Genomic DNA, 26,703 nt, shown 5'->3' on the forward strand with positions numbered 1-26,703 from the left:
AAATTTGCCGTGCCCGAGGGCCAGCTGCCGTGCCCCGTTCGAGGCTCGCTCGTCCCTCGCTCGCACCTCAAGGGGCGGAGGTACCCGCGCCCTTCTGCCAGACTTCGGGCATGGAACGTTTCCTCAGCACCTGGGTCGCCAGCTCGGTCGCGCTCGCCTTCGCCGCCTGGCTGCTGGGCGACCACATGGACATCGGCGAGCCCAGCGAGACCATGACCAACCGCGTCCTCGCGGTGCTCCTGGTCGGCCTGTTCTTCACGGTCGTCAGCATGTTCGTCGCGCCGGTCGTGAAGCTGCTGTCGCTGCCGTTCATCATCCTGTCGCTCGGCCTGGCGCTGCTCGTCATCAACGCCCTGATGCTGCTGCTGGTCGAGGCGATCAGCGACGGCTTCGGCGTGCACTTCGTCCTCGACGGGTTCTGGTGGGCCGTGCTGGCGTCGGTCGTCATCTCGATCGCGCAGGCCGTCGTCCGGGCGTTCCTGCCCGAGGGCGACTGACCGGTGGCCGACCCCTACCGGGTCACCCTGGTCTGCCTCGGCAACATCTGCCGCTCCCCCATGGCCCACGTCGTGCTGGAGGAGAAGCTGACCGAGGCCGGCCTCGGTGACCGCGTCGTCGTGACGTCCTCGGGCACGGGTGGCTGGCACACCGGTGACCCCATGGACTCGCGCGCCGCCGCGACGCTGAGCGAGGCGGGCTACGACCCGAGCCATCACGTCGCGCGGAAGTTCACGATCGACGAGTACGCCGAGAACGACCTGATCCTGGTCATGGACCACAGCAACGAGGCCGACGTGCTCGAGCTCGCGCCGACCGTCGAGGAGCAGCAGAAGGTGCGCATGTTCCGCTCGTTCGACCCCGAGTCCTCGCCTGAGGACCGGGAGGTCCCGGACCCCTGGTTCGGCGACGAGGGCGGCTTCACGCGCGTGCTCGCGATGGTCGAGCGCACGAGCGACGCGCTCACGGAGCACCTGCGGCCCACGGCCCCGTAAAGTCGACGTCATGGCACGGATGACGGGCACCGCCTCACGCGGTGAGCAGCTGCTGGGCGTCGCCGTGGTGTCGACGACCCCCGTGGCCGGGGGCAACATCTGCACGTCGACGCGTCTGCGCCTGTCCGACGGGCGCTCCGCCGTCATCAAGACCCGCCCCCAGGCGCCCGCCGGGTTCTTCGCGGCCGAGGCCCGCGGCCTGCGCTGGCTGCGCGACGCCGGCGGCGCCGCCGTGCCCGACGTCCTGGCCGTCGACGACGACTGCCTCGTGCTCGCCTGGATCGAGCCCGGCCGACCCACGGCCGAGGCCGCCGAGTCGCTCGGCCGTGCGCTCGCCGCGACGCACGCAGCCGGCGCCGACGAGTTCGGCGCGGCCCAGGACGGCTACATCGGACTCGCACCGCTGCCCAACCGCCCGCTGCCGTCGTGGCCGGAGTTCTACGCCTCGCGCCGGGTCATGCCGTACGTGCGCGCCGGCCTGCAGCGGGGTGCCCTGACGCCCGACGAGGCCGACGTCATCGAGACCGTCGTCAAGCGCATCCACACCCTCGCCGGCGACCCGGAGCCGGTCGCCCGGATCCACGGCGACCTGTGGTCCGGCAACGTCGTGTGGGGCCAGGAGGACACCGCGTGGGTCATCGACCCGGCGGCCCACGGCGGCCACCGCGAGACCGATCTCGCGATGCTCTCGCTGTTCGGCATCACGCACCTGCAGCGCATCCTCGACGCCTACAGCGAGGTCGCGCCGCTGGCCGAGGGCTGGGAGGACCGGGTGGCGCTGCACCAGCTGCACCCGCTGCTGGTGCACGCCGTGCTGTTCGGCGGCGGCTACGGCGCCCGCGCCGCCGCCGCGGCCCGCAGCCTGCTCTGACCCCCGCGCGGCCCGTTCCTCACCCGAAGAACCGCTCAATCTCAGGCGTGGCTCAGGGCCGCCGGGCAGACTAGGCCTCATGCGCATCCTCGTGGTCGACGACGATCGAGCCGTCCGTGACTCGATCCGACGGTCCCTGGAGTTCAACGGCTACACCGTCGAGGTGGCCACCGACGGCGTCGAGGCCCTCGCCCGCACGCCCCAGGTGCAGCCCGACGCGATCGTCATGGACGTCATGATGCCGCGCCTCGACGGGCTCGAGACGACCCGCGCGCTGCGCTCGGCCGGCAACGACGTGCCGATCATCGTGCTCACCGCACGCGACGCCGTGACCGACCGGGTCGACGGCCTCGACGCCGGCGCCGACGACTACCTGACCAAGCCGTTCGCGCTCGAGGAGCTCCTCGCGCGGCTGCGGGCACTGCTGCGCCGGGCCAACCTGTCGCCCGAGCTCGAGGACGAGGACCCGCTGACGTTCGCGGACCTCTCGCTCGACCCCGTGACCCGCGAGGTGCGCCGCGGCGACCGCGAGATCTCGCTGACCCGCACCGAGTTCACGCTCCTGGAGCTGTTCCTGCAGCGGCCCAAGCGCGTCCTGGAGCGCTCGTTCATCCTGCAGGAGGTCTGGGGCTTCGACTTCCCCACGACCGCCAACTCGCTCGAGGTCTACGTCGGCTACGTCCGCCGCAAGCTCGAGGCCGAGGGCGAGACCCGCCTGCTCCACACGGTCCGCGGCGTCGGGTACGTGCTGCGCGAGACCCCGCCGTGACCGACACGCAGACCCAGCGCGAGCGCCCCCGCCGTGGCGTGGTCGAGACGGTGCACCAGCGGATGCACCAGTGGACGCTCCGCGTCTCGCTGGCCGCTCGCGTCGCGACGCTGACCACGACCGCCGTCGCCCTCACGCTCAGCAGCGTCAGCGCGGGCGTCTACGTCGTCGTGCGCGCCGAGCTCGTCGACAACCTCGACGCGTCGATCCGCGTCCGCGCCGAGCAGGCCGTCGCGGCCGGCTACACGCCAGGATCGCTCAACGAGCAGGACGCCGACCTCCTCGACGTCGCCGGCATGGAGATCTACCGGGTCGAGGGCGACCGCGTCCTCGCGACCCTGACCGGCAGCACCAAGGTGCAGCTCACCGAGACCGAGGTCGCGGTCTCGCTCGGCCAGCAGACCAGCTCGGCCCGCACCGCGATCGTCGACGGCGACGCCTACCGCGTCGTCGCGGTCCAGGCGGGCCCCGCATCGGCCCTCGTGATGGTGCAGCGGATGGACTCCGTGCAGCACACCCTCGACCGCCTCGGTCTGGTCCTCGCCATCACGACGCTCGCCGGCATGGCGGTCGCCGGTGCTGCGGGCTGGGCCGTGGCCTCGAACGGCCTGCGCCCGGTCCGACGCCTCACGCGCGCCGCCGAGCACGTCGCCCGCACGCAGGAGCTGCAGCCGATCGAGGTCGTCGGCCGCGACGAGCTGGCCCGCCTCACCACCTCGTTCAACCAGATGCTCATGGCGCTGGACGCCTCGCAGGCCCAGCAGCGGCGCCTCGTCGCCGACGCCGGTCACGAGCTGCGCACGCCGCTCACGAGCCTGCGCACCAACGTCGAGCTCCTGACGCAGGCCAGCACCGCAGGTCGTCCCCTGACCGACGACCAGTCGACCGAGGTCATGGTCGACATCCGGGCGCAGGTCGAGGAGCTCACCTCCCTGATCGGCGACCTCGTCGAGCTCGCCCGCGACGAGCCGCTGCACCACGACCCCGAGCCGCTCGACCTCTCCGAGGTCGTCGAGCACGCCATCAACCGGGTCCAGCTGCGCGCGCCGTCGCTGACGTTCGCGACGACGCTCGAGCCGTGGTGGGTCGTCGGCGAGCCGCGAGCCCTCGAGCGCGCCGTCACCAACCTGCTCGACAACGCCGCCAAGTGGAGCCCCGCCGAGGGCACCGTCGAGGTCTCGCTCCAGGACGGCGTCGTGACGGTGCGGGACCACGGTCCCGGCATCGCCGAGGCCGACCTGCCGCACGTGTTCGAGCGGTTCTACCGCTCCCGCGAGGCTCGCACCCTGCCCGGGTCGGGTCTGGGCCTGTCGATCGTCCGCCGTGCCGCCGAACGCCATGGCGGTACCGTCGAGGTGGAGTCCGAACCCGGCTCCGGCGCCACGTTCCGCATGACGGTGCCCGGATCCAACCCTTCGGCCCCTCACACGCCCGTCTCAGAGCCGTCTCAGTGACCACGGAGATCCTGTCCCCATGAACGAACCGCACGATCCCTTCGCCGAGCGCGTGCCTGCGCCCCCCGTGGACGTCCCCGCGGACACGACCCCCGAGGCCCCGGGCGGCACCGCCGCCGACGAGGCGACCACCGAGCACGTCGCGACGCCGGCAGCGCCGGTCGAGCCCGAGCTGGCGGAGTCGTCCGCCGGCCGCGCCTCCGCGCCGCTGCACGACGACGAGCCGGTCGACCCGGCCAGCGCCGGCGCGCCCGCCTCCACCTCCGTGCTCCCGATGGGTGCCGTCGTGCCGCCCCCGGCCGCTGCGCCGTCCGACACGGCACCTCCGTCGTCCGGGTCCTCGGGCCTGCCCCCGTTCGTGCCCCCCGCGGCTCCGCCGACCGAGACCTCGGGAGCCGGTCCGACCGGCGGGTCCGGCCGCGGCAAGCGGGTCGCGAAGGTCGTGGGCATCGGCGCGCTGATCGCGGTCATCGCCGCCGGCGCCGGCTACGGCGGCGCGGCCCTGCAGGGCGACGGCGGCTCGAGCTCGATCCCCGACGGCACCTCGGCCCTCGACGTCCCGGCCTCCGACAACGAGGCCCCCAAGGGTGACGTCGAGACCATCGCCCGCGAGGTCATGCCGTCCGTCGTGCAGATCAACGTGCGCAGCGGCGAGGAGGGCGGTTCCGGCTCCGGCGTCGTGCTCAGCTCGGACGGCGAGATCCTCACCAACAACCACGTCGTCGAGGCTGCGGCCGAGGACGGCACGATCACGGTGGCGTTCAGCGACGGCACCAACGCCGAGGCCACGATCCTCGGGCGTGACTCGGTGACCGACCTCGCCGTGATCAAGGCCGACGGCGTCAGCGGGCTCAAGCCCGCCACGCTGGGCAGCTCGGCCGACCTGAGCGTCGGCCAGGACGTCATCGCGATCGGCTCGCCGTTCGGCCTGGAGAGCACCGTCACGACGGGCATCGTCAGCGCGCTCAACCGCCCCGTCGAGTCCAGCGACGCCTCCGGCGAGAACGCCACGGTGTTCCCCGCGGTGCAGACCGACGCGGCGATCAACCCGGGCAACTCCGGCGGCCCGCTGATCGACCTGGCCGGCAACGTCATCGGCATCAACTCCGCGATCCGCACCAACTCGAGCGCGTCCGGCTCGATCGGCCTGGGCTTCGCGATCCCGATCGACCTCGCCCGCAACGTGGCTCAGCAGCTCGTCGAGGGCAAGACCGTCGAGCACGCCAAGATCGGCGTGACGGTCACCCCGGCCACCGAGGAGGACGAGCTCACCGGCATCGGCGCCGAGATCCGCGAGATCGAGGCCGGCGGCGCGGGCGACAAGGCCGGGCTGAAGGCGGGCGACATCATCACGGCGCTGAACGGCATCCCGGTCGCGAGCTCGAGCGCGCTCGTCGCCTCGGTCCGCGGCCACCAGCCGGGCGACACCGTCGAGATCACGTACCTGCGCGACGGCAAGACCCAGACCGCCGACGTCACGCTCGACTCCGACGGCGGCCAGCTCTCCGAGGAGTAACCCCCGTCTGCGGATTCCCACGAGACCGCTCGAATCCGGAGTGGGGGCACCTCCCACGACGAAGTCGTAGGGGGACTCGTGGGAAACCGCGGCAGGAAGTCGACGGCACGGGGCCGTATCGGGCCTGTCGGCCTGTCGGTGGGAGTCACTAGCGTTCGAGCGTGGCCACCTCCCCCGCGCTTCCCCTGACCGGCCGCGACCTCTCGGTCCCCGCGCTCGCCGTCACCGTCGTCCTCTGGGCCTCGGCGTTCGTCGGCATCCGCGCCATCACCGACGTCCTCAGCCCGGGCCCGATGGCGCTGGGTCGCCTGCTCGCGGGCTTCGTGGCGCTGACGCTCGTGGTCCGCCCCTGGCGCTACCCGATCCCCCGCGGACGCACCCTCGGGCTGACGATCGTCTACGGCATCATCTGGTTCGGCGCCTACAACGTGGCCCTCAACGCCGGCGAGACCCACCTCGACGCCGGCACGGCGGCGCTCGTGGTCAACGTCGGCCCCATCCTCATCGCCCTGCTCGCCGGCTGGCTCCTCAAGGAGGGCTTCCCGAAGCCGCTGCTCGCGGGCATGGCGGTCGCGTTCGCCGGCGTCGCGCTCATCGCGGCCAGCACCGGCGGCGGCGAGGGCGTCGAGACGGCCAGCACGGTCGGCGTCGTGCTGTGCCTGGCTGCCGCCGTGTTCTACGCCGTCGGTGCGCTGACGCAGAAGCCCACCCTCGCGACCGTGCCGGCCGGCATGTCGGTGTGGATGGCGTGCGGCATCGGTGCCCTCGTCTGCCTGCCGTGCAGCCCGGGCCTGGTCGACGAGCTCGGCTCGGCCGGCACCAGCGACGTCCTCTGGCTCGTCTACCTCGGCGTCTTCCCGACCGCGATCGGGTTCACGACCTGGGCCTACGCGATGCGGCGGCTGTCGGCCGGGCAGGTCGCCTCGACCACCTACCTCGTGCCGGTCGTCGCGACCGGCATCTCGTGGCTCCTGCTCGACGAGGTACCCGCGCCGCTGGCGTTCGCCGGAGGCGCGCTGTGCCTGCTCGGCGTGGGCATCACCCGCTGGCGCCCCCGCCGGACGGTCCCCACCCCGGCCTAGCCGCCTAGCGTCCGATCAGGTCCAGCACGAGGTCGCGCAGGATCCGGAAGCCGTTCTGGGTCAGCACCGACTCGGCATGGAACTGCACGCCGCGGTAGTGCGGACCGGCGATGAGGTGGATGTCGCCCGTGGGCTCGTCCCGCTCGACCGTGACGCCCTCCGGCAGGCCCGACTCCGGCACCCGGGCGACGAACGTGTTGTAGAAGCCGACCGTCTCGGAGCGCCCCAGCACCTCCAGGCGGCTCTGCGTGCCCTGGAAGACGATGTCCTTGAACGCCAGGTCGAGCCCGATCCGGTGCGCGAGCGCCTGGTGGCCGAGGCACACCGCCAGGAACGGCCGCTCCTCGGCGAGCAGCTCGTCGACGACGCCGTGGATCACCGCGATCTTCGGGTCGGCCGTGTCGCGCGGGTCGCCGGGGCCCGGCCCCACGACGACGAGGTCGTAGCCGTCGAGCGCTCCGGGCGTGTAGGCGTCGTGGCGCACGACGTCGGTCGTCATGCCCAGCACGCCGAACACGTGGCTCAGCATGTTGACGAAGTCGTCCTCCCCGTCGAGGATCACGACCCGCTGGTCCGCGAGGCTCGGCTCCGGCGCGGCACCCGACTGGTCGGTCAACCAGAACTGGCTGAGCCGCTGGTTGCGCGCACCGAGCGCGATCAGCACGTCGTCCTCGCGCGTGAACGCGTCGTACCCCTCGGTGGCCGCGGGCGCAGCGTCGACCAGGCCGAACGCGCTGAGGATGCCGCCGGCCTTGGCCCACGTCTCGGCGGTCTCGTAGTCGGGATCGGAGTCGCGCACGAGCGTCGCACCCGCGGTGACCTTGAGGCGGCCGTCGAGGCTGACGTCGGCGGTGCGGATCAGGATGGGAGCGTCAGCCCGCTGCCCACCGTCGGCGTCGCGGCCGATCAGCGCCGCGACCGAGGCGTAATAGCCACGGCCCTCCGGCTCGTAGCGCTCGATCAGGCGGCACGCGTTCTCGACGGGGCTGCCCGTCACGGTCGCGGCGAACATCGAGTCGCGCAGCACGTCGCGCACGTCGCGGTCGGTGCGTCCGGACAGCAGGTACTCGGTGTGCACGAGGTGCGTCATCGGCTTGAGGTAGGGCCCGAGCACCAGGCCACCCTCGTGGCAGATGTCGCACATCTGCTTGAGCTCCTCGTCGACGACCATGAAGAGCTCGTAGATCTCCTTCTCGTCGCGCAGGAACTCCAGCAGCGCCGCCTTGCGCTCGGCGTGCGTCTCGAGCCCGCGCAGCCGGAACGTGCCGCTGATCGGGTTCATCCGCACCTCGCCGTGCTCCACGCTGACGTGACGCTCGGGGCTCGCGCCCACGAGGTAGCGGTCGCCCGTGAAGATGCAGAAGGTCCAGAAGGCGCCGCGCTCGCGCTCCAGCAGGCGCCGGAGGACCGTGAGCGCCTCGGCGTGGCCCCACGTGGAGAGCTGCGCGCGGTAGTGACGACCGATCACGAGGTTGGCGCCCTCGCCCTGGCCGATCTCGTCGTCGATGATCTGGCGCACGACCTGCGCGTAGTCGTCGTCGCTGGTCTCGAAGCCACCGCGGTCGGCGAACTCGACGGGCGCGTCGGGGAGCTGCTCGAGGAGCTCGGCTAGGCCGATCTCCGCCTGCAGGTCGGCGCGGATCACGCTCAGCGGCGTGCCGTCCTGGTGGGCCGCGTACCCGCGCTCGCGGACCTGGGCGAACGGCACGAGCACGAGGTGGTCCCACGTGGCGCCGCCCTCGGGAGCGCCGCTGGTGACCGGGATGTCCGCGAGCGACTCGACGTCGAGGCGCGGACCCCCGATCAGGGTCACGGTGTCGGCCTCGCGCGAGCGGATCAGTGCAAAGGCCGGCTGTACCAGGAGGTCGTCGAGCTGGGTCATGGTGGTTTCCTCACGGGGTTCGCCCGGGGCCCGGACGTGAAGAACGCCCAGCCCCGGTGCGAGGGGTCTGGGCGCGTGCGACGGCAGTCCTCCTCTAGCGGAGGGGCCACCAGCGACGCTCGGACATGGCAGCAGACTAGCGGCCCCGGTCGGCGGACCACGACGGAGTCCGTTCGCGACCCGCTGGAACACTGATGACCATGGACATCGACGTCGACCTGATCCGCCGCGACCTGGCGCAGCTCGTCAGCATCGACTCCGTCGGTGGCTCGGAGGGCGAGGTCATGGCGCAGCGGTGGAGCGCGGCGACGCTGCAGGGCCTCGGGCTCGACGTCGACCTGTGGCGGCTCGACCTCGACGAGCTCCGCGCCGACCCCGACTTCCCCGGCGAGGAGGTCGAGCGTGAGGAGGCCTGGGGCTGCGTCGGCGTCTCGGGCCCTGGCACACCCGCGCTCGTGCTGAACGGACACCTCGACGTCGTCCCTTCGGGTGACCCGGAATCGTGGACCGGCGCCGACCCGTGGCACCTTCACGAGGTCGACGGGTCGTGGTTCGGTCGCGGGGTGTGCGACATGAAGGGCGGGGTCGTCGCGATCATCGCCGCAGCGCGCGCCGTCGCCGCTCTCGACGTCCAGCTCGCGCGCCCCTTCGCGGTGCACACCGTGATCGGCGAGGAGGACGGCGGCATCGGCACGTTCGCGACGCTGCGGCGCGGGCACCTCGGCGACGCGTGCCTGATCGCCGAGCCCACCGCTCACCAGGTCGTCGCCGCGAACGCCGGGTCGCTGACGTTCCGCGTCGAGGTGCCCGGGCACTCGACGCACGGCTCGATGCGGGCGTCGGGCGTCAGCGCGATCGAGGTCTTCGAGTCGATCCACCACGCCCTGCGCGAGCTCGAGGAACGGCGCAACGCCACGCCGGCCGCGCCGTTCGTCGGTGTGCCGTGGCCGATCAGCGTCGGCATCCTGCGGGCCGGCGAGTGGGCCAGCACGGTGCCCGACCTGCTGGTGGCCGAGGGGCGCCACGGCGTGATGCCGGGTGAGTCGCTGGCCGACGCCGAGGCCGCGTTCGAGGAGGCCGTGCGCGCCGCCGACCACCCGTACCTGCGCGAGAACCCGGCGACCGTCACGTGGCCCGGCGGCCGATTCGCCGCGGGGGCGCTGCCCGACGGCGACCCGTTCCTGACCGACGTGCTGGAGGCGGTGGGCGGCGGGCCGGCCGTCGTCGGCGCGCCGTACGGGTCCGACCTGCGGCTCTACCAGGGCGCCGGGGTGCCGACGGTGCAGTTCGGTCCTGGCGACATCGAGCACGCCCACGCGGTCGACGAGCAGGTCCGCATCGACGACGTCGTCACCGCCGCCGAGGCCTACGCCCGCCTCATCCTCGCCCGCTGCACCTGACCCCGCCCGAGCGGTGAGATACGGACGAGTGCGAGGCCCGCACTCGTCTCTGTCTCACCGCTCGCGGTGGGGACTGGTCCCTCAGTCACCGCTCCTGGGGGGTTACTGGACGGTGTCGGGGCCTGGGCCGGGCTCGGGCTCGTCGGTGGGGGCGGTCGACGGGTCGGTCGGGGCCTGGTCGGCGATGAGCTGCTCGAGCGTCACGTACTCCTGCGGCGTGATGCCGCCGCCCGTGTCGATGTCGACGAGCTGGAGGCCGACCGGCACTCCGTCCTCGAACGTCACGAGCGTCATCTGCGCCTCGCGCCGCAGGCCGGTGCCGAGGGCGAAGGCGTAGATCGCGCCGCCCGTCGTGCCGGTCGTGAGCGTGACGGTGGGCTCGCCGTCGTCGCTGAGGACGACGTCGGGGCCCACCTGGCGGTGCAGGTGGCCCGACAGGATCAGGTCGACGCAGCCCGACTCCGAGAGCTCGCGCGAGGCAGCCGCGCTGTGCACCAGCGCGACCGAGACGTCCCCGTCGTCGCACGCGGCCTCGGTGAGGGCCTGGTCCTGCTCCTTGATCGCGGCGATGTTGTCGTCCTCGTCACCGGTGTAGCCCTTGGTGAGCCCGGACGAGCGCGGATCGCTGTCGCCGATGAACCGGACCCCGTCGATCGTGACCGGCTCGCCCTTGAGCAGCTGGAAGCCCTTGTCCTCCATGTGCTTCGCGATGTTGTCGCCCTGGTCGTGGTTGCCCGCGACCGCGACGATCTCGAAGTCCCGGAACTCACGCGCCAGGGAGTTGATGCTGAACTCCTCCCACGACGCGCCGTTGGAGGTGTCGTCGCCGAGGTCGAGCAGCATCGTGGCGCCGGCGTTCTCGGCGATCTGGCGGGCGGTCGGGTCGACCGCGACGTTGTCGTGGCGGTCGGTCACGACGAGCGCGACGGTCTGGCCCTCCTCGGGCTGCCGCACCTCGACGTCCTTCGCGGTCTCGGCCAGCTTGTCGAAGAACGTGCTCGACTCCTGGTACGTGCGGATCGCACCCTCGATGAGCGACTCACCGCTGCGCAGGGCCGCACCGTCGGACAGCTCGAGGCGCTCCAGGATCGGGTCGCTCGGCAGGTTCGGGAAGACCTCGCCGATCTTGACCCACGAGATGTCGCGGTCGACCGACGTCGGGTCGGCGCGCACCGCGACGACCAGTCCGGCGACCAGCACGACGCCCACCGTGCCGCCGGCGACCAGCCGCCGGGGCGCCGGGTTCCGCACACCCTGGAGGATCTCGGCACGCCGCGTCGCCCCGATGCTGAGCCAGCCGGCCGCGAGCACCGCGGCGAGGGCCGCGGACACACCGGCGCCGCGCAGCGCCGAGTCGATCCACATGCCGCGCAGCGCCGCCTCGACCGAGGCGATCTCGCCGTCGGGCTGCGACGCGATGACGGCGTCGCGCGCGAGCAGCTCGTCGAGCGAGACGACGTCGGCGTCACCGAGCTGGATCGTGGCCCCGATGTTGAACGGTGAGTCGTCGACCGGGAGCTTCGCGAGCGGCAGCAGCGGTCCGAAGTCGACGACGATCTCGCCCGAGTAGTCGGGCCGCAGGATCGCCTGGTGCGCACCGATCGAGATCGAGCGCTCCGAGGTCTCGAACGTCGTGCGAGCCACGGCCACGCCGACCGGGGCCACGACCACCAGCAGGACGACCAGCGCCAGGAGGCGCGTGAGCAGCACGCGGAGATCGGGTCGTCGGGGCTTGAGCCTCACGCAGGCTCCTCCGTCCTCCATCGGGACGTCGACCCGACAGTCGTCAGCAGCTGGGTGGCACGGGTGAGCACGACGTAGAACGTGCGCCACCCGGCCTCGGACTCACCGATCAGCACGTCGGGCTCGGCCGCGATGACGGCGTCGAACTCCAGGCCCTTGGTCTCGAGGGCGTCGAGCAGGCGCAGGCGGTCGTGCGAGGCGAGGGTCGTGGCGAGCTCGCGCTCGAGCAGCGGGCGCAGCGCCAGGGGCGCGACGACGGCGACGGAGCCCTCGACCCGGCCCAGGAGCTTCTCGGCCTCCTCGCGCACCGCGGTGGCGATGCCCGCGGCTGGCACCTCGAGGTGAGCCGGCTGCTCGCCCGTGCGACGCACCCCGTCGGCCAGGTCGGCGCCCGGGATGGCCCGGCGCGCGACGTCGGCGGCCAGGTCGTAGATCTCGGCGGAGTTGCGGTAGTTCGTGGACAGTCGGAAGCGGTGCTCCGGCTTGCCCTCGAGAGCGTCGACGCGGGCCTGCTCGGCCTCGGCCGGCACGGGCCAGGACGACTGCGCCGCGTCGCCGACGATGGTCCAGCTGGCGTGGCGGCCGCGACGGCCGACCATGCGCCACTGCATCGGCGAGAGGTCCTGCGCCTCGTCGATCAGGACGTGCGCGTAGCCGTCGTCCTCGATCGACCGGGTCGAGCGGACGTCCTCGCGCTCACGGCGCTCGAAGCTCATGAGCTGCTTGGGCACGTCGACGTCCTCGTCGACGCGCGGCGGCACCTCCCCCAGCAGGTACCGGAGCTCGTCGATCAGCGGGACGTCCTCGATGCTGGGCGGCTGGCCGTCCCACGAGGCGCGCAGGGCGTCGAGCTCCTCGCGGCGGAACGCTCCGTGCGCGATCTCCGCGATGCGCGCGGGCAGGCTGCGCCACAGGTCGACGGCGTCGCGCTCGGGCCACCACGCCTCGACGAAGTCGACGAAGCGGTGGTCGTCGACGAGCACGTCGAGGAAGCCCTCGCGGCCCTCCTCGCGGGCCCGCTCACCCCGCACCTGCTGCCACAGCGCGTCGGCGAGCACCGCAGGTGCGCGCGGCACGACGCGGTTGTAGGTGGACTGCTGGAGCAGGTGACGGCGCAGCCCGGCGAGGCGCTTCTCGTCGAGCCGGAGCACGTCGTCCTTGTAGAAGTACCGGAACGACGTGGGGGTCTCGGGCGACCCCTCGGTGGCGAGGCGGCGCAGCACGCGCACCATGCGCTGCGAGCCCTTGGCCGCGGCGGCGACCGGCTCGTCGTGGCGCGCGGCCTTGACCCCGTCGACGACCTCGCCGAGCGAGCGCAGCGTCACGCTGGTCTCGCCGAGGCTGGGCAGCACCCGCTCGATGTACGCCATGAAGACCCCGGACGGGCCCACGACGAGGACGCCGCCGGACTCGAAGCGTCGACGGTCGGTGTACAGCAGGTAGGCCGCCCGGTGCAGGGCCACGACGGTCTTGCCCGTGCCGGGGCCGCCGCCGATGATCGTGGCGCCGCGGCTGGGCGCGCGGATCGCGTCGTCCTGCTCCTTCTGGATCGTCGCGACGACCGAGTGCATGCGCGCGTCGCGGGCCCGGGACATGCTGGCCAGCAGCGCGCCCTCACCCACGACGACCATGTCGGCCGGGGCCGACTCGGCGTCGAGCAGGTCGTCCTCGATGCCGATCACGGTGCTGCCCGAGCAGCGCAGCACGCGCCGCCGCACGACGCCGGCCGGGTCGGCGGCGGTGGCCTGGTAGAACACCGAGGCGGCCGGAGCGCGCCAGTCGATGAGAAGGATCTCGCGCTCGGCGTCGCGCACGCCGATGCGGCCGATGTAACGAGGCTCGCCCGTGCCGAGGTCGAGGCGCCCGAACACCAGGCCGTCGTGGGCCGCGTTGAGCGCGGTGAGCCGGCGGGTGGCCTGGAAGACCATCGCGTCACGCTCGACCAGGCCGCCCTCGTGACCCACGTGACCGCGCTCGAAGCCCTCCTTCACGAGGGCGCGCGCGACGTCGGCGGAGGCGTCGAGCCGCTCGTACACGGTGTCGACGTAGGACTGCTCGGACGCGATCTCGCGTTGGGCAGCAGCAGGTGAGGTCACCGGTCTCCTCAGACGTTCAGGGCGAGCCATTCAGTGTAGACGCGATGACCGACAGTCGCCGCCACGTGAGGTGAACGCTCGGAGCCGTCAGTACCGCAGGTCGCGCGGGGTGATCGTGACCGGGAACGGCACCTGCGTGGACCAGGTCTCGTCAGCCGTGACGCGCGCGACCTCGACGTACTGCCCGTCGCGCAGCTCGTGGACCGTCAGCACCAGCTCCGCCGGGTCGACCAGCCAGTACCCGGCGATGCCGGCACGCTCGTAGCGCTCCTTCTTGAGCACGAGGTCGACCGATCGGGTCGACGGCGAGAGCACCTCGACCGCGAGCAGCGGCGGCCCGGGCAGGTTGAGGTCGGAGAAGTCGGCGGCCCGGGCGACGAGGACGTCGGGCTCGACCACGGTGTCGTCGGCCAGCACGACGTCGAGCGGCGCGACGTGGACCTTGAGGTGCTCGGGCGCAGCCGTGCGGAGCAGGATGGCCAGGCTCACGAGGACACCCTGGTGCGCCGGGCGAGGTGCGGCGTTCACGAGCAGCACCCCGTCGATGACCTCGTACCGCTTGCCGTCATCGGGCAGCTCGTCGCGCTGGGCCACGGTCCACGGACCCGGTACCCGCAGCGTCTCGACGGTCTCCATGACTCCCATGCTGCCCCTTTTCGTCGCACTCGACCATGCCTGCAGCCTCGGACACTCACGCCGTGCGGCGCGAACGGCCGTCCACAGGCCCCCTAGCGCGGAGGGGTGTCAGCCCTTCTTGCGGTTGAGGAACGCGAGCATCGCCTCGCGGGCCTCGTCGCTGCCGAACAGGCGGGCCGACTGCGCCGCGACGTCGTCGCCCAGGGCGTCGATGCGAGCCACGAGGTCGTGGTTGAGCAGCGCCTTGGTCTCGCGGAACCCCTGCGGGTAGCCCTTCGCCAGGTCCGCGAGCGTCTCGGCGAGCGCGACCTCGAGCTCGGCGTCCGGCACGGTCCGGGTGACGAGGCCGGCCGTCACCGCCTCGGCCGACGTGAACGTGCGGCCGGTGAGGAACAGGTCGGCCGCCGCACGCTGGCTGAACCGCTCCAGCAGCGTCAGCGAGATGACCGCCGGCGCCACGGCGAGGCGCACCTCGGTCAGCGCGAACGTGACCGACTCCCCCGCCAGGACGATGTCCGCGGCACACACGATGCCGAGCCCACCGGCCCGCACCGGCCCGGCCAGCACCACGACGACCGGCTTGACCGACGTCGCCAGCCGGCGCTGCAGGTCGACGATCGCACGGGCCCCCTCCTCCATGCTGCCCGTCGCAGCCTCCGAGAGGTCGGCGCCGGAGCAGAACACCCGGTGCGCCGACCGGATCACGACGACCTTCGCGTCGGTGTCGCCCTCGGCCGACGCCAGGTGCTCGCGCAGCTCGCCCACGAGCTGGCGGCTCAGAGCGTTGCGGTTGTGCTCGCTGTCGAGCGTGATGGTGGCGACGCCGTCGGCGACGTCGAGATGGACCAGTTCAGACATGGGAACGCTCCTGCGGTCGGTGGTGGCGGTGCCCCTTTCGAGGCTCGCTCGTTCCTCGCTCGCACCTCAAGGGGCGGAAGGGGTCAGTAAGACTTCGGGAGGCCGAGGGAGAACTGCGCCACGAAGTTGAGCGCCATCTCCTTGCTGACCGGGGCGATGTTCGACAGCCGCGACGACGCGACCGCCTGCACCAGCCCGTACTCGTTCGCCAGGCCGTTGCCACCGTGGGTCTGGATGGCCTGGTCGACGGCCTTGGCCGCCGCCTCGCCCGCCGCGACCTTGGCCATGTTGGCCGCCTCGCCAGCACCCAGCAGGTCGCCGGCGGCGTAGAGCGCGGCGGCCTTCTGCGTCAGCAGGCGGGACATCTCGACGTCGATGTGCAGGCGTGCCAGCGGGTGCGAGATCGCCTGGTGGGTGCCGATCGGCGTGCCCCAGACCTCGCGGTCCTTCGCGTACGCGACGGCCTTGCGGATCGCCCAGCGTGCGGTGCCCGTGGCCATCGAGGCGGCCATGATGCGCTCGGGGTTGAGTCCCGCGAACAGCTGCTCCAGGCCGGCGTCCTCCGACCCGATCAGCGCGTCCGCGGGGATGCGCACGTCGTCGAAGAACAGCGTGAACTGCTTCTCGGGGCTGATGACGCCCATGTCGATGACCTGGGCCGTGAAGCCCTCGGCGTCGGTGGGCACCATGAACAGCGCCGGCTTGAGCTTGCCGGTCTTGGCGTCGGAGCGCCGCGCGACGACGAGCAGGTGGCTCGCCTCGTCGACGCCCGAGATGTAGGTCTTGCGACCGTTGAGCACCCAGCTGCCGTCCTCGGCCTTCGCGGCGTTGGTGACGATGTTGTGCGAGTTCGAGCCGGCGTCGGGCTCGGTGATGCTGAAGGCGTACGTCGCGCTGCCGTCGGCCAGGCCGGGCAGGTAGCGCTCCTTCTGCTCCTGCGTGCCGTACTGCGCGATCGTGGTGCCGACGATGGCCGGGCTCACGACCATCAGCAGCAGGGGGCAGCCCGCCGTGGCGAGCTCCTCGCACACCGCGGCGAGGTCGCCGATGTCGCCGCCACCGCCGCCGAACTCCTCGGGGATCGAGACGCCCAGGTAGCCGAGCTTGCCGGCCTCCTGCCACAGCTCGGTGGTCTTGCGTCCCTCCTTGGCGGCGGCGTAGAAGTACGTCTCGCCGTACTTCGCGCCGAGCTGCGCGACGGCCTTGCGCAGCTCGCCGCGCTCCTGCGTCTCGCTGAACGCTGCCGTGGTGCTCTCAGTCATGCCTGCTCCTCTGACTCGATGACGGCCAGGACGGCGCCCGACTCGACCTGCTGACCGGCGGTCGCCGTCAGCTCGGTGACGACGCCGTCGACCGGCGCCGCGATGGTGTGCTGCATCTTCATGGCCTCCAGGACCACGATCGTGTCGCCCTTGCTGACGCTCTGGCCCTGCTCGACCGCGACGCTCATGACCGACGCGGGCATCGGCGCGAGCAGGGAGCCCTCGGCGACCACGTCGGCGGGGTCCACGAACGTGGGCACCGGCACGAGGTCGAGGGAGCCGTGCGGGCCGTCGACGTCGACCCAGTCGTCGCCGATCGCGACGTCGTAGGACTCGGTGACGCCGTCGACCTCCAGCACCACCCGGTGCGGCTCGGCGGAGACGACCTGCGCGAGCTCGGAGGCGAGCCCCCGGACCGTGGCGGTGTAGGCGGCCTCGACCTCCTCGCCCGCCACCGTGTAGCGCCGCGTGCGCGGCTGGCTCGGGACGTTGCGGAAGGCCGTGGGGATGCGACTGAGCGTCGGCGAGGTCGTCGAGGCGAGCCGGGCCTGCGCCAGCGCCGCGGCGAGCACGATCCGCTCGCGCTGCTCTGTCGTGAGCACCGGGGCGGTCCACGCCGCGATGCGCTCGGGCAGCAGCGCGGTGTGCACCCGACCCGCGACGAACTCCTCGTCGGCGAGCACGCCGCGCAGCAGGTCGCGGTTCGTCACGAGGCCGTGCAGCCGCGTGCGGCGCAGCGCGTCGTCGAGCTTGCGGATGGCCTGGTGCCGGTCGTCGCCGAACGCCACGACCTTCGCGATCATCGGGTCGTAGAAGTGCGAGACGACTGAGCCCGACTCGACGGCCGAGTCCGAGCGCACGCCCTCGGGCACCTCGAACGCCCGCAGGACGCCGGTCTGCGGCGACCAGTCGTCGGCGGCGTCCTCGGCGTAGAGACGCACCTCGACCGAGTGGCCGACCGGGCCCGTCGGCGGCGCACCGAGCTCACGCCCCTCGGCGACGGTCAGCTGGGCCGCGACCAGGTCGAGGCCGAAGACCTGCTCGGTGACCGGGTGCTCGACCTGCAGGCGCGTGTTCATCTCGAGGAAGAACGGGCGCTGCTCGATCCCGCCGTCCTGGCCCGGGACGCTGGCGACGAGGAACTCCACCGTGCCCGCGCCCACGTAGTCGACCGCCTTCGTCGCGTTGCGAGCCGCGGTGTGGAGCGCCTCGCGCGTCAGGTCGGACAGGCCCGGTGCCGGGGCCTCCTCCACGACCTTCTGGTGGCGACGCTGGATCGAGCAGTCGCGGTCGCCCAGGATCCAGATCGTGCCGTGCGTGTCGGCCATGACCTGCACCTCGACGTGGCGCGCGGTCGGCAGGTACGGCTCGACGAACACGGTGCCGTCGCCGAAGGCCGACTCGGCCTCCGCCTTCGCCGCCGCGAGCTCTCGCTCGAGGTCCGCCGGGCGCTCGACGACACGCATGCCGCGGCCACCACCGCCGGCCGACGCCTTCACGAGCAGGGGGAAGTCGGTGGCCTTCGCGGTCGCCGGGTCGACGTCGAGGATCGGCACGCCCGCGGCGGCCATGAGCTCCTTGGCGCGGATCTTGCTGCCCATCGCGTCGATCGACTCCGGCGTGGGCCCAATCCACGTCAGCCCCGCCGCGGCCACCTGGCGGGCGAAGTCGGCGTTCTCGGACAGGAAGCCGTAGCCGGGGTGGATCGCGTCGGCACCAGAGGACAGCGCGGCGGCGATCACGAGGTCGCCCCGCAGGTAGGTGTCGGTGGCGGCGTTGCCGGGCAGGCGGACCGCGACGTCGGCCTCGGCCACGAACGGCGCCTCGGCATCGGCGTCGGAGTGGACCGCGACGGTGCGGATGCCGAGCTCGCGGCACGTGCGGAACACGCGCCGGGCGATCTCGCCGCGGTTCGCGACCAGGACACTGCGAATCATGAGGACGCTCCTTGGGTCAGGGGGGAGGTTTCGAGGCTCGGCCGCGGGCGGCCTCGCACCTCAACCACCGGTGGCTGAGGTGCGAGTGCCGCCTGCGGCGCGAGCCTCGAAGCCCTCATCACGCGGCTCACAGCCGGAACACGCCGTAGCCGTCGGCGCCCTTGATCTCGGTGTTCGCGATGACGGACAGGCAGATGCCGAGGATCGCGCGGGTGTCGCGCGGGTCGATCACGCCGTCGTCGTAGCCCATGCCGGACGTGAAGTACGCGATCGACTGCTCCTCGATCTGCTGCTCGACCATCGCCTTGATCGGCTCGAAGCCCTCCGCGTCGAAGACCTGCCCCTTCGACTCGGCCGACTGGCGCGCCACGATCTCCATGACGCCGGCGAGCTGCGCCGGCCCCATCACGGCGGACTTCGCGCCGACCCAGCTGAACATGAAGCGCGGGTCGTACGCGCGCCCGCTCATGCCGTAGTGGCCGGCACCGTACGAGGCGCCCATCACGACCGACAGGTGCGGGACCTTGGAGTTGGAGACCGCGTTGATCATCTGTGCGCCGTGCTTGATGATGCCGCCCTGCTCGTACTCCGCGCCGACCATGTAGCCGGTCGTGTTGTGCAGGAACAGCAGCGGGGTGTCGACCTGGTTCGCGAGCTGGATGAACTGCGCGGCCTTCTGCGCCTCCTGGCTGAACAGCACGCCCTGCGCGTTGGCAAGGACGCCGATCGGGTGGCCGTGCAGCTGGGCGAAGCCCGTCACGAGGCTTGAGCCGTAGAGCGGCTTGAACTCGTCGAACTCGCTCCCGTCGACGAGACGCCCGATGACCTCGCGGGGGTCGAACGGGATCTTCAGGTCGGTCGGGACGATGCCGAGCAGGTCCTCGCCGTCGAGCAGCGGCTCGGCGTAGTCGGCCGCCGCGGGGCGGCCCTTCTTGCGCCAGTTGAGCCGGCGGACGATCTGGCGGCCGAGGCGGATCGCGTCGGCCTCGTCCTGAGCGAGGTAGTCGGCCAGGCCGGACGTCCTCGCATGCATCTCGGCGCCGCCGAGCGACTCGTCGTCGGACTCCTCGCCCGTGGCCATTTTGACCAGCGGCGGGCCGCCGAGGAACACCTTGGCGGCCTCCTTGACCATCACGACGTAGTCGCTCATGCCGGGGATGTACGCGCCGCCCGCGGTGGAGTTGCCGAAGACCAGCGCGACGGTGGGTCGGCGGTCCTCGCTGGCGCGGGTGATGTTGCGAAAGCTCGCGCCGCCGGGGATGAAGATGTCCTTCTGCGTCGGCAGGTCGGCACCGCCGGACTCGACCAGGTTGATCGTGGGCAGGCCGTTCTCGTGCGCGACCTGCGAGGCCCGGAAGCCCTTCTTGACCGTGACGGGGTTGGACGAGCCGCCCTTCACGGTGGGGTCGTTGGCGACGATCATGCACTCGACGCCCTCGACCACGCCGATGCCGGTGATGATTGACCCGCCGACCGTGAAGTCGGTGCCCCAGCCGGCCAGCGCCCCGAGCTCGAGGAACGGGGTGTCGGCGTCGACGAGCAGCTCGATGCGCTCGCGGGCCGTGAGCTTGCCGCGTCGGTGGTGGCGGTCGACGTACTTCTCGCCGCCGCCGGCGAGCGCCTTCGCGTGCTGCTCGGCGAGGTCGTCGACGCGCTCGAGCATCGCCGCGCGGTTCTCGACGTAGGCGGCCGAGGTCGGATCGATCACGGTCTTCACAGGTGGCCTTTCAGTAGCCCAGGAGCTTGGAGGCGAGGTCCTTCATGACCTCGGTGGCGCCGCCACCGATGCCGAGGATCCGCGCGTCGCGGTAGTGGCGGTCGATCTCGGACTCACGCATGTAGCCCATGCCGCCGTGGATCTGCACCGCCTCGTTGACGACCCACTCGACGCATGCGACGGCCTGGTTCTTGGCGACGACGGCGTCGAGGATCAGCGACATGTCGGAGCGGTCGGTCTCGAGCGCGCGCTCGACCGCGCGGCGGGTCAGCTCGCGCGCCGCAGCGGTGCGCGTGTGCATGTCGACGAGCTTGTGCCGGATGACCTGGCGGCTGATGAGCGGCTTGCCGAACGTGTCGCGCTCGCGGGCGTAGGCGACGGCGAGGTCGAGGGCGCGCTGGGCGGTGCCGTACGCCTGCACGGCCAGCCCGAGCCGCTCACCGACGAACTGCTGCATGACGAGGTAGAACCCGCCGTTCTCCTCCCCCACGAGGTTCGCGACGGGCACGCGCACGTCGTCGAAGGCCAGCTCGGCGGTGTCGGAGCAGTGCCAGCCCATCTTGCGCAGGCTGCGGCTCACCGTGAAGCCGGGCGTGTCCTTGTCGATCACGAGCAGCGAGATGCCGCCGTGGCCGTCGCCGCCCGTGCGGACCGCGGTCGTGACGAAGTCCGAGCGCACGCCGGAGGTGATGAAGGTCTTGGCGCCGTTGACCACGTAGTGGTCGCCGTCGCGCACCGCGCGGGTGCGCAGCGCGGCGACGTCGGAGCCGCCGCCGGGTTCGGTCACGCCGAGCGAGCCGATCATCTCGCCGGCCAGCGTGGGCCGGACGTAGCGGTCGATGAGGTCAGGATTCCCGGCGCCGATGATGTGCGGCACAGCGATGCTGTGCGTGAAGAGGCTCGCCTGCAGGCCGGTCGAGCCGCCCGCGGCGAGCATCGCCTCGGTCACGACACAGGCGTCGAGGATGTCGCCGCCCTCGCCGCCGACCGCCTCGTCGTAGCCGACGGCCAGGAAGCCGGCCTTCGCCGTGGTGGCGTGCAGCGAGCGCGGCAGCGCGCCGTCGTCCTCCCACTGCGGCAGGTGCGGCACGATCTCGCGGCGGGTGAAGTCCTCCACCGCGCCGCGCAGCGCCAGGCGCTCCGGGGTCTCCCACTGGCTGCTCATGCCCCCACCGCCGGGATCAGGCTCGCGGGGACCGTGACGACGCGGGCGCGCAGCCACTCACCGACCGCCTTGGCCTGTGGGTCGAGCCGGGTCGACGACGCGACACCGGCACCCAGCAGGCCGTGGACGATGACGTTGACCGCCGCGATCCGCGGCAGCGGATGGACCTCGACCTCCAGTCCCGCCGCCTCCGGCAGGAGCTCGCGCACCCGCTCGGGCGTCAGCTCGGCGGCGAGCCAGGCGTAGGCGGCCCCGCGCTGGGGGTGGTCGACCGGGATCCAGACGCCGACGTTCGCGTTGCCGCCCTTGTCGCCCGAGCGGGCGTAGGCGATCTCGCCGAGCGGGACCTGGCGGGTCTCGCCCGCATCGGCCGGAGGGGCTGCGGGCCTGGGTTCGTCGAGGCGCGCGTCAGGCGCGAACGGCGCGGTCTCGCTGGGCGGGGCGATGTCGAGCCGCGTCCCGTCCGGCAGGACGACGACGTGCGGCACGGTGTCCTGCGGGACGTAGGCCGCGCGGTACTCCCCGAACGGCTCGCCCTTCGACGGCGGGGCCATCAGGTAGAAGCCGGGGTACGAGGCGAGCGCGACCTGCACGGCCGCATCGCTGAACGAGCGACCGACCGGCTCCTGACGGCTGCTGCGGGCGTGGCAGTAGAGGATCGACGTGGCCTGCGCCTGCGTGGCGGGGTCGAAGGTGTCGGTGCGGTCGAGGTGCCAGATCACCTCGTCCGGCACGTCGGCGGCGAGCGAGGCCTCCATCTGCGCGCGGATCCACGACGCCTTGGCCGGGATGTCCAGGCCCGTGAGCTGGAACGCGACGCTGTTGCGGAAGCCGCCGAGGGCGTTGAGGCAGACCTTCGTGGTGGGCGGGGGCAGCACGCCGCGCACGCCGCTGATGCGGACGCGGTCGGGGCCCTCCTGCGCGAGCTCGATCGAGTCGAGCTGCGTCACGACGTCGGGGTTGCCGTAGGCCGGGCCCTGGATCTCGTAGACGAGCTGCGCCGTGACGGTGTCGACCGTGACCGATCCGCCGGCGCTGGCGTGCTTGGTGATGACCGTCGATCCGTCGGCGTCGATCTCGGCGATCGGGAAGCCCAGCGGGGCGCTGAGGTCGAGCTCGCGGAAGCCGCTGTAGTTGCCGCCTGTCGCCTGCGTGCCGCACTCGATGACGTGCCCGGCGACGACCGCGCCGGCGAGCGCGTCGAGGTCGCCGCGCTGCCACCCGTGGGCATGGATCGCAGGGCCGACGACGACCGACGCGTCGGTGACCCGGCCCGTCACGACGATGTCGGCACCGGCCTCCAGCGCGGCGGCGATGCCGAACGCGCCGAGGTAGGCGTTGGCGGTGAGCGCGTCGCCCAGGCCGAGCTCGTCGGTGCGGTGGCGCAGGTCGTCGCCCTCGACGTGGGCGATCGCGACCTCGACGCCCTGCTCCTGGGCGGCCTCGCGGAGCGCCTCGGCCAGGCCGGCCGGGTTCACGCCGCCGGCGTTCGCGACGATCTTGACGCCCTTCTCCTGCGCCAGCGCGAAGCAGTCGGTGACCTGGCGCAGGAACGTGCGGGCGTAGCCGCGCGACGGGTCCTTCAGCTGGTCGCGGCCGAGGATCAGCATCGTGAGCTCGGCGAGGTAGTCGCCCGTCAGGTAGTCGAGGTCGCCCCCCTCGAGCATCTCGCGCATCGCGGAGATGCGGTCGCCGTAGTACCCGGAGCAGTTGCCGATGCGAATCGTCACGCTGGCATCGTGCCCCGTCCAGAACAAACAGTCAACCCTGATTGTTTGTTCTGCCACCGGTCGAATTGCGGAGTCGGCACGGCGCGTGGCCCCGGGGCACGGCAGATTCGCCGTGCCCGAGGTCCGACTGCCGTGCCGACTCCGTAACTCGCCCTCGGGCTAGCGGTCGGCGAGGGGCTTGGGGTCGTTGCCCGGCAGGCCGGCGAAGGTCTGGACGACGTCGAGCCAGCCGTCGGCCGCGTCGCCGACCGCAGTGACGTCGACGTCACTGCGGTGGCGGCGGCGGGTCGCCAGGAGCGCGAAGTCCCAGGCGTCGCCCGTGACGCGGTTCTCGGCACCCTCGGGACCCCAGGTCCACACGTCGCCCGAGGGGCCGGTCAGCTCGACCCGGACGTCGACGTCCGGAGCCTCGAGGCCGCGCATCATGTAGGCGAACCCGCGCGTGCGGACGCCCAGGTGGCACACGTTCCGCACGCGGTCGGTGCGCGGGACCTCGATCCCCAGCGCTTCGGCGACGTCGTGGCTGTGCGCCCAGGTCTCCATGTGCCGCGCGGTCGCCATCGACGTCGCACTCATCGGCGGCCCGAACCACGCGATCTTGGTGCCGTCCGGCACCGCCCCGAGCGCGGCCTCGAGCCGCTGCCGCGAGTCACGCCAGTGGTGGAGCAGCGACTCCGCGGCGATCTCGACGAGCCGCTCGGTCTCGCTGTCGACGAACCCGGTCGGGTCCTTCTGCGCGACGCTCACGAGCAGGTCCCACTCCTGGCCGCCCGCGATCGCCGCCAGGCTCGCCCGGTCGGTCCACATCAGGTGCGCGACCTGGTGGGCGACGGTCCACCCCTCGGGCGTCGTCACCGTCTCCCAGCCCGCGTCGTCGAGGTCGGCGACCCAGCCGTCGAGCTGCTCGCTCTCCGCCACCAGGTCGGCGATCACGGGGTTGTCCATCGTCAGGTCTCCAGCTCTCGGTCGAGGGTCTCGGCCCAGGCGTCGAGGATCGACGCCCGGCGGGCACTGTCGTCGGTCAGCGAGGCGGCGAGCCCGAGCCCGCGCGCGAGGTCGAGGGTCGCCTGCACGAGCTGGCGGTTGCGTCCGCGACGCTCGTCGATGTCGAGCAGCGCGATCATGTTGGCGTGGGCGTCGCGGCCGAAGCGGCGCTCCAGCCGCACGACGGCCTCGTGCAGCGCCTCGTCCGTGCGGGCCGCGACCCACAGCTCCAGCGCCGCGAAGAACACGGGCGAGACGTACTGGGCCGCGATCAGCTCGAGAGCGGCGCGGGTGCGTCCCTGCTCCGGGAGGTCCGCCGCCGTCACACCGAGCTCGAGGCGGCGACGCTCCGTCAGGTAGTCGACCGCAGCGACGACGAGGTCCTGCTTGCTCGGGAAGTGGTGCAGCTGGGCGCCACGGCTGACCCCCGCGCGCTGGCTCACGACCGTCGTGGTCGTGCCGGTCCAGCCGACCTCGACGAGGCTCTCGACCGTGGCCTCCATCAGCCGCAGCCGCATCAGCCGCGTCCGCTCCCCCTGAGGGACGCGCGCGGCCGTGACGGGGACGGATCCGTCCGGCTCGGGGGTCGTGGACACCCCCACAGCATGGAGAGCGGCCCAGAAACAGTCAAGCGTGCCGGTTTCTGGATGCCCTACGGCCCCACGAACTTGGCTATCCTGCGGGGCAGTCGCGGCAGGCAGCTGCGGCCGGGCCGGAGCCCACCGGCCCCCGTCGCACCGTGGGGACCCCTTTCCGATGAGCACCTTGCCTCCGCCGCCCGGCACCTCGCCCGAGCCGTCATCCTCGATCGGCACCGTGCCGCCGCCCCCCGGCGCCGGCACCGCGGCGCCCGCCGGCGGATCCGGTCGCGGCGGCGTCCCGCGCGGCCTCAAGATCGGCTTCGGTGCACTCGGCCTGCTGCTGATCGCCGGCGCCGCGTTCGGCGGCTGGTACGCCTACGACAAGCTCAGCGGCGGCGGCCCGCAGCCGGCGGACGTGCTGCCGTCCAGCACCGTCGCGTACGCGCGGCTGGACCTCGACCCGTCGGCGAGCCAGAAGATCGCGCTGCTCGACCTGATCGACCGCGTGCCGGAGGTCAAGGAGGGGCTCGGGCTCGAGGACGTCGACTCCCAGGCCGACCTCCGCGAGGTCGCGTTCACGCAGTGGTTCGGCCTCGACGAGGCGTGCGGCGTCGACTACGACACCGACGTCAAGCCGTGGATCGGCGAACGCGCCGGCCTGGCGCTGGTCGGCGGCTTCGAGGTCACCGCCGACGAGGACGAGACCGCGCTCAGCATCGCCCGCAACGCCGTCCTGGTCGTGCAGGTGACCGACGAGGGCAAGGCCCGCGAGGGCCTGACCAAGCTCGCCGCCGACTGCGGCATCCTCGAGGAGCTGTCGAACGAGCTCGGCGAGGACGTCGAGGAGCCGGGCATCGTCTTCCGCGACGGGTACGCGCTCGTCACGATCGACCAGGACAGCGCCGACAAGATCGACGCCGCGGCCGACGAGGGCACCCTCGCCGGCGGCAACGACAAGTTCGCCGCCGACATGGACACGCTCGGCGAGGACGGCGTCGCCTCGGTCTGGTACGACCAGGGCGCGCTGGTCCTGAAGGCCGAGGAGGCCATCGACGAGCTCGGCGACGACGCCCCGGCCGACCTCGAGGAGTTCCTCGACTCGTACAGCGTCCTCGACACGACGGCGTTCACGATCCGCGCCAGCGACGACTCGCTCGAGGCGGCCGGCGTGTCGACCCTGACCCGCGACATCGACGTGCCCGACGCCGAGAGCCTGGCCGGCCTGCCGGAGGACACCATGATCGGCCTGTCGCTCGTGGGCGGCGGTCGCCTGGCCGACAACCTCTACGAGACGATCCTCCCGCTCGGCGACCTGTTCTTCGGCTTCAACGCCATCGACAACTGCTTCCCGACGGACGAGGACCCGGAGCAGGACTTCAGCTCGGAGGACTGTGGGAGCGGACCCACGTTCGAGGACGCTCTCGAGGACTTCGAGGACGCGACCGACCTGACCCTGCCGGAGGATCTCGAGACCCTCCTCGGCGACGAGCTCAACGTGTACCTCGGCTCGACCGGCATCGAGGACCTGCAGGACGCCGACGACCTCGAGGAGGCGATCGAGATCGCCCAGGCCGGCATCGAGATCTCCTCGCAGGGCGACGTCGTCGACGTGCTGGAGAAGCTGATCGACTTCGCCGGCATCGACCTGGAGGTCACCCCGACCGACGACGGCGCGATCGTCGCGACCAACCCGGACGCGGCCGACACGCTGGAGAGCGACGACGGACTCAGCGGCACCGAGGCGTTCCAGAGTGTCATCAACGAGCACGACCGTCCCCTGGGTGGCGCCTACGTCGAGATCAGCGCCCTGCTCGACGGCCTCAAGTCGCTCGGGATGCCGGCCGACCAGGTCGACGACCTGGCGTTCCTCAAGGCCTTCGGCCTGACGGCCTGGCTCGAGGACGACGACGTCGTGGCCTACAGCGCCAAGCTCAGCTTCACCCCCCAGGACTGACGGAGGTTCTTCCGTCGGCCCCGGTGCGAGGGCGCTCTGGCGCCGGAGCCTCGAAACCTTGGCCGGCTCGACCC

General features: G+C 72.2%; 21 protein-coding genes. 9 read left to right on the forward strand and 12 right to left on the reverse strand.

Features of this window, described 5'->3' with window-relative positions; genetic code table 11:
• Positions 1-110 precede the first annotated feature (110 nt).
• From ABD127_RS13125 to ABD127_RS13155, 7 genes are all read left to right on the forward strand, one after another.
• Complete coding sequence (locus tag ABD127_RS13125; RefSeq protein WP_344202303.1) at positions 111-497, forward strand: phage holin family protein; 387 nt, start codon at positions 111-113, stop codon at positions 495-497.
• A gap of 3 nt (positions 498-500) precedes the next feature.
• Positions 501-992, forward strand: a complete 492-nt coding sequence (locus tag ABD127_RS13130) for a low molecular weight protein-tyrosine-phosphatase (protein ID WP_344202305.1) — start codon at positions 501-503, stop codon at positions 990-992.
• Positions 993-1,002: 10 nt separating this feature from the next.
• Complete coding sequence (locus tag ABD127_RS13135) at positions 1,003-1,863, forward strand: fructosamine kinase family protein (protein ID WP_344202308.1); 861 nt, start codon at positions 1,003-1,005, stop codon at positions 1,861-1,863.
• 79 nt (positions 1,864-1,942) lie between these two features.
• Positions 1,943-2,632, forward strand: coding sequence for a response regulator transcription factor (locus ABD127_RS13140; RefSeq protein WP_344202310.1), 690 nt, complete (start codon positions 1,943-1,945; stop codon positions 2,630-2,632).
• Positions 2,629-4,086, forward strand: a complete 1,458-nt coding sequence (locus ABD127_RS13145; RefSeq protein ID WP_344202313.1) for a sensor histidine kinase — start codon at positions 2,629-2,631, stop codon at positions 4,084-4,086. The genes ABD127_RS13140 and ABD127_RS13145 overlap by 4 nt, the downstream gene beginning before the upstream one ends.
• Positions 4,087-4,105: 19 nt before the next feature.
• Entirely contained in the window at positions 4,106-5,602 is a 1,497-nt protein-coding gene (locus tag ABD127_RS13150) for a S1C family serine protease (RefSeq protein ID WP_344202316.1), read from the forward strand.
• Between the two features lie 161 nt (positions 5,603-5,763).
• A complete protein-coding gene (locus ABD127_RS13155; protein WP_344202319.1) occupies positions 5,764-6,684 on the forward strand; it encodes a DMT family transporter in 921 nt (306 codons plus the stop codon).
• Positions 6,685-6,688: 4 nt separating this feature from the next.
• On the opposite strand, the gene ABD127_RS13160 is transcribed toward ABD127_RS13155, so the two are convergent.
• Positions 6,689-8,566 carry an anthranilate synthase family protein gene (locus ABD127_RS13160; RefSeq protein WP_344202322.1) on the reverse strand — a complete coding sequence of 626 codons (1,878 nt, stop codon included), beginning with the start codon at positions 8,564-8,566 and terminating at the stop codon, positions 6,689-6,691.
• A 200-nt stretch (positions 8,567-8,766) separates the two neighbouring features.
• Between ABD127_RS13160 and ABD127_RS13165 the strand changes: the two genes are divergently transcribed.
• On the forward strand, positions 8,767-9,966 hold the full coding sequence (locus tag ABD127_RS13165; RefSeq protein ID WP_344202324.1) for an ArgE/DapE family deacylase: 1,200 nt from the start codon (positions 8,767-8,769) through the stop codon (positions 9,964-9,966).
• Between the two features lie 102 nt (positions 9,967-10,068).
• Here the strand turns inward: ABD127_RS13165 and ABD127_RS13170 are convergent, their stop codons facing one another.
• The 11 genes from ABD127_RS13170 to ABD127_RS13220 all read right to left on the reverse strand — a co-directional run bounded on the left by ABD127_RS13170 (position 10,069) and on the right by ABD127_RS13220 (position 24,690).
• Entirely contained in the window at positions 10,069-11,709 is a 1,641-nt protein-coding gene (locus ABD127_RS13170; RefSeq protein WP_344202328.1) for a metallophosphoesterase family protein, read from the reverse strand.
• Positions 11,706-13,805: a HelD family protein gene (locus tag ABD127_RS13175; protein ID WP_344202331.1), complete on the reverse strand. Its 2,100-nt coding sequence runs from the start codon at positions 13,803-13,805 to the stop codon at positions 11,706-11,708. Before ABD127_RS13175 ends, ABD127_RS13170 begins: the two co-directional genes overlap by 4 nt.
• An 87-nt stretch (positions 13,806-13,892) precedes the next feature.
• Complete coding sequence (locus ABD127_RS13180; RefSeq protein ID WP_344202333.1) at positions 13,893-14,441, reverse strand: Uma2 family endonuclease; 549 nt, start codon at positions 14,439-14,441, stop codon at positions 13,893-13,895.
• Positions 14,442-14,549: 108 nt separating this feature from the next.
• Positions 14,550-15,299 (reverse strand): enoyl-CoA hydratase-related protein, encoded by a 750-nt coding sequence (locus ABD127_RS13185; RefSeq protein ID WP_344202335.1) that lies wholly within the window; start codon positions 15,297-15,299, stop codon positions 14,550-14,552.
• Positions 15,300-15,382: 83 nt separating this feature from the next.
• Positions 15,383-16,561 carry an acyl-CoA dehydrogenase family protein gene (locus ABD127_RS13190; protein ID WP_344202337.1) on the reverse strand — a complete coding sequence of 393 codons (1,179 nt, stop codon included), beginning with the start codon at positions 16,559-16,561 and terminating at the stop codon, positions 15,383-15,385.
• Positions 16,558-18,498 (reverse strand): ATP-binding protein, encoded by a 1,941-nt coding sequence (locus ABD127_RS13195; protein WP_344202339.1) that lies wholly within the window; start codon positions 18,496-18,498, stop codon positions 16,558-16,560. The genes ABD127_RS13190 and ABD127_RS13195 overlap by 4 nt, the downstream gene beginning before the upstream one ends.
• 127 nt (positions 18,499-18,625) lie before the next feature.
• Positions 18,626-20,161 carry an acyl-CoA carboxylase subunit beta gene (locus ABD127_RS13200; RefSeq protein ID WP_344202624.1) on the reverse strand — a complete coding sequence of 512 codons (1,536 nt, stop codon included), beginning with the start codon at positions 20,159-20,161 and terminating at the stop codon, positions 18,626-18,628.
• Positions 20,162-20,225: 64 nt separating this feature from the next.
• Positions 20,226-21,380: an acyl-CoA dehydrogenase family protein gene (locus ABD127_RS13205; RefSeq protein ID WP_344202341.1), complete on the reverse strand. Its 1,155-nt coding sequence runs from the start codon at positions 21,378-21,380 to the stop codon at positions 20,226-20,228.
• Entirely contained in the window at positions 21,377-23,110 is a 1,734-nt protein-coding gene (locus ABD127_RS13210; RefSeq protein WP_344202343.1) for an acyclic terpene utilization AtuA family protein, read from the reverse strand. Before ABD127_RS13210 ends, ABD127_RS13205 begins: the two co-directional genes overlap by 4 nt.
• A 159-nt stretch (positions 23,111-23,269) precedes the next feature.
• Complete coding sequence (locus tag ABD127_RS13215; protein ID WP_344202344.1) at positions 23,270-24,055, reverse strand: TIGR03084 family metal-binding protein; 786 nt, start codon at positions 24,053-24,055, stop codon at positions 23,270-23,272.
• A 2-nt stretch (positions 24,056-24,057) separates the two neighbouring features.
• Positions 24,058-24,690, reverse strand: coding sequence for a TetR family transcriptional regulator (locus ABD127_RS13220; protein ID WP_344202346.1), 633 nt, complete (start codon positions 24,688-24,690; stop codon positions 24,058-24,060).
• A gap of 160 nt (positions 24,691-24,850) precedes the next feature.
• Here ABD127_RS13220 and ABD127_RS13225 point away from each other — a divergent pair, with 160 nt between their 5' ends.
• Entirely contained in the window at positions 24,851-26,629 is a 1,779-nt protein-coding gene (locus ABD127_RS13225; RefSeq protein WP_344202347.1) for a DUF3352 domain-containing protein, read from the forward strand.
• Positions 26,630-26,703: the final 74 nt, after the last annotated feature.

The organism is Aeromicrobium alkaliterrae (genome assembly GCF_039529015.1).
Taxonomy (GTDB): Bacteria; Actinomycetota; Actinomycetes; order Propionibacteriales; family Nocardioidaceae; genus Aeromicrobium; species Aeromicrobium alkaliterrae.

Coding starts and splice junctions, on each gene's coding strand:
- ABD127_RS13205 (WP_344202341.1), bottom strand. CDS start 21,380: ATGAGCAGCCAGTGGGAGACCCCGGAGCGCCTGGCGCTGCGCGGCGCG.
- ABD127_RS13195 (WP_344202339.1), bottom strand. CDS start 18,498: ATGATTCGCAGTGTCCTGGTCGCGAACCGCGGCGAGATCGCCCGGCGC.
- ABD127_RS13200 (WP_344202624.1), bottom strand. CDS start 20,161: ATGCTCGAGCGCGTCGACGACCTCGCCGAGCAGCACGCGAAGGCGCTC.
- ABD127_RS13160 (WP_344202322.1), bottom strand. CDS start 8,566: ATGACCCAGCTCGACGACCTCCTGGTACAGCCGGCCTTTGCACTGATC.
- ABD127_RS13125 (WP_344202303.1), top strand. CDS start 111: ATGGAACGTTTCCTCAGCACCTGGGTCGCCAGCTCGGTCGCGCTCGCC.
- ABD127_RS13150 (WP_344202316.1), top strand. CDS start 4,106: ATGAACGAACCGCACGATCCCTTCGCCGAGCGCGTGCCTGCGCCCCCC.
- ABD127_RS13165 (WP_344202324.1), top strand. CDS start 8,767: ATGGACATCGACGTCGACCTGATCCGCCGCGACCTGGCGCAGCTCGTC.
- ABD127_RS13140 (WP_344202310.1), top strand. CDS start 1,943: ATGCGCATCCTCGTGGTCGACGACGATCGAGCCGTCCGTGACTCGATC.
- ABD127_RS13225 (WP_344202347.1), top strand. CDS start 24,851: ATGAGCACCTTGCCTCCGCCGCCCGGCACCTCGCCCGAGCCGTCATCC.
- ABD127_RS13180 (WP_344202333.1), bottom strand. CDS start 14,441: ATGGAGACCGTCGAGACGCTGCGGGTACCGGGTCCGTGGACCGTGGCC.
- ABD127_RS13185 (WP_344202335.1), bottom strand. CDS start 15,299: ATGTCTGAACTGGTCCATCTCGACGTCGCCGACGGCGTCGCCACCATC.
- ABD127_RS13215 (WP_344202344.1), bottom strand. CDS start 24,055: ATGGACAACCCCGTGATCGCCGACCTGGTGGCGGAGAGCGAGCAGCTC.
- ABD127_RS13135 (WP_344202308.1), top strand. CDS start 1,003: ATGGCACGGATGACGGGCACCGCCTCACGCGGTGAGCAGCTGCTGGGC.
- ABD127_RS13190 (WP_344202337.1), bottom strand. CDS start 16,561: ATGACTGAGAGCACCACGGCAGCGTTCAGCGAGACGCAGGAGCGCGGC.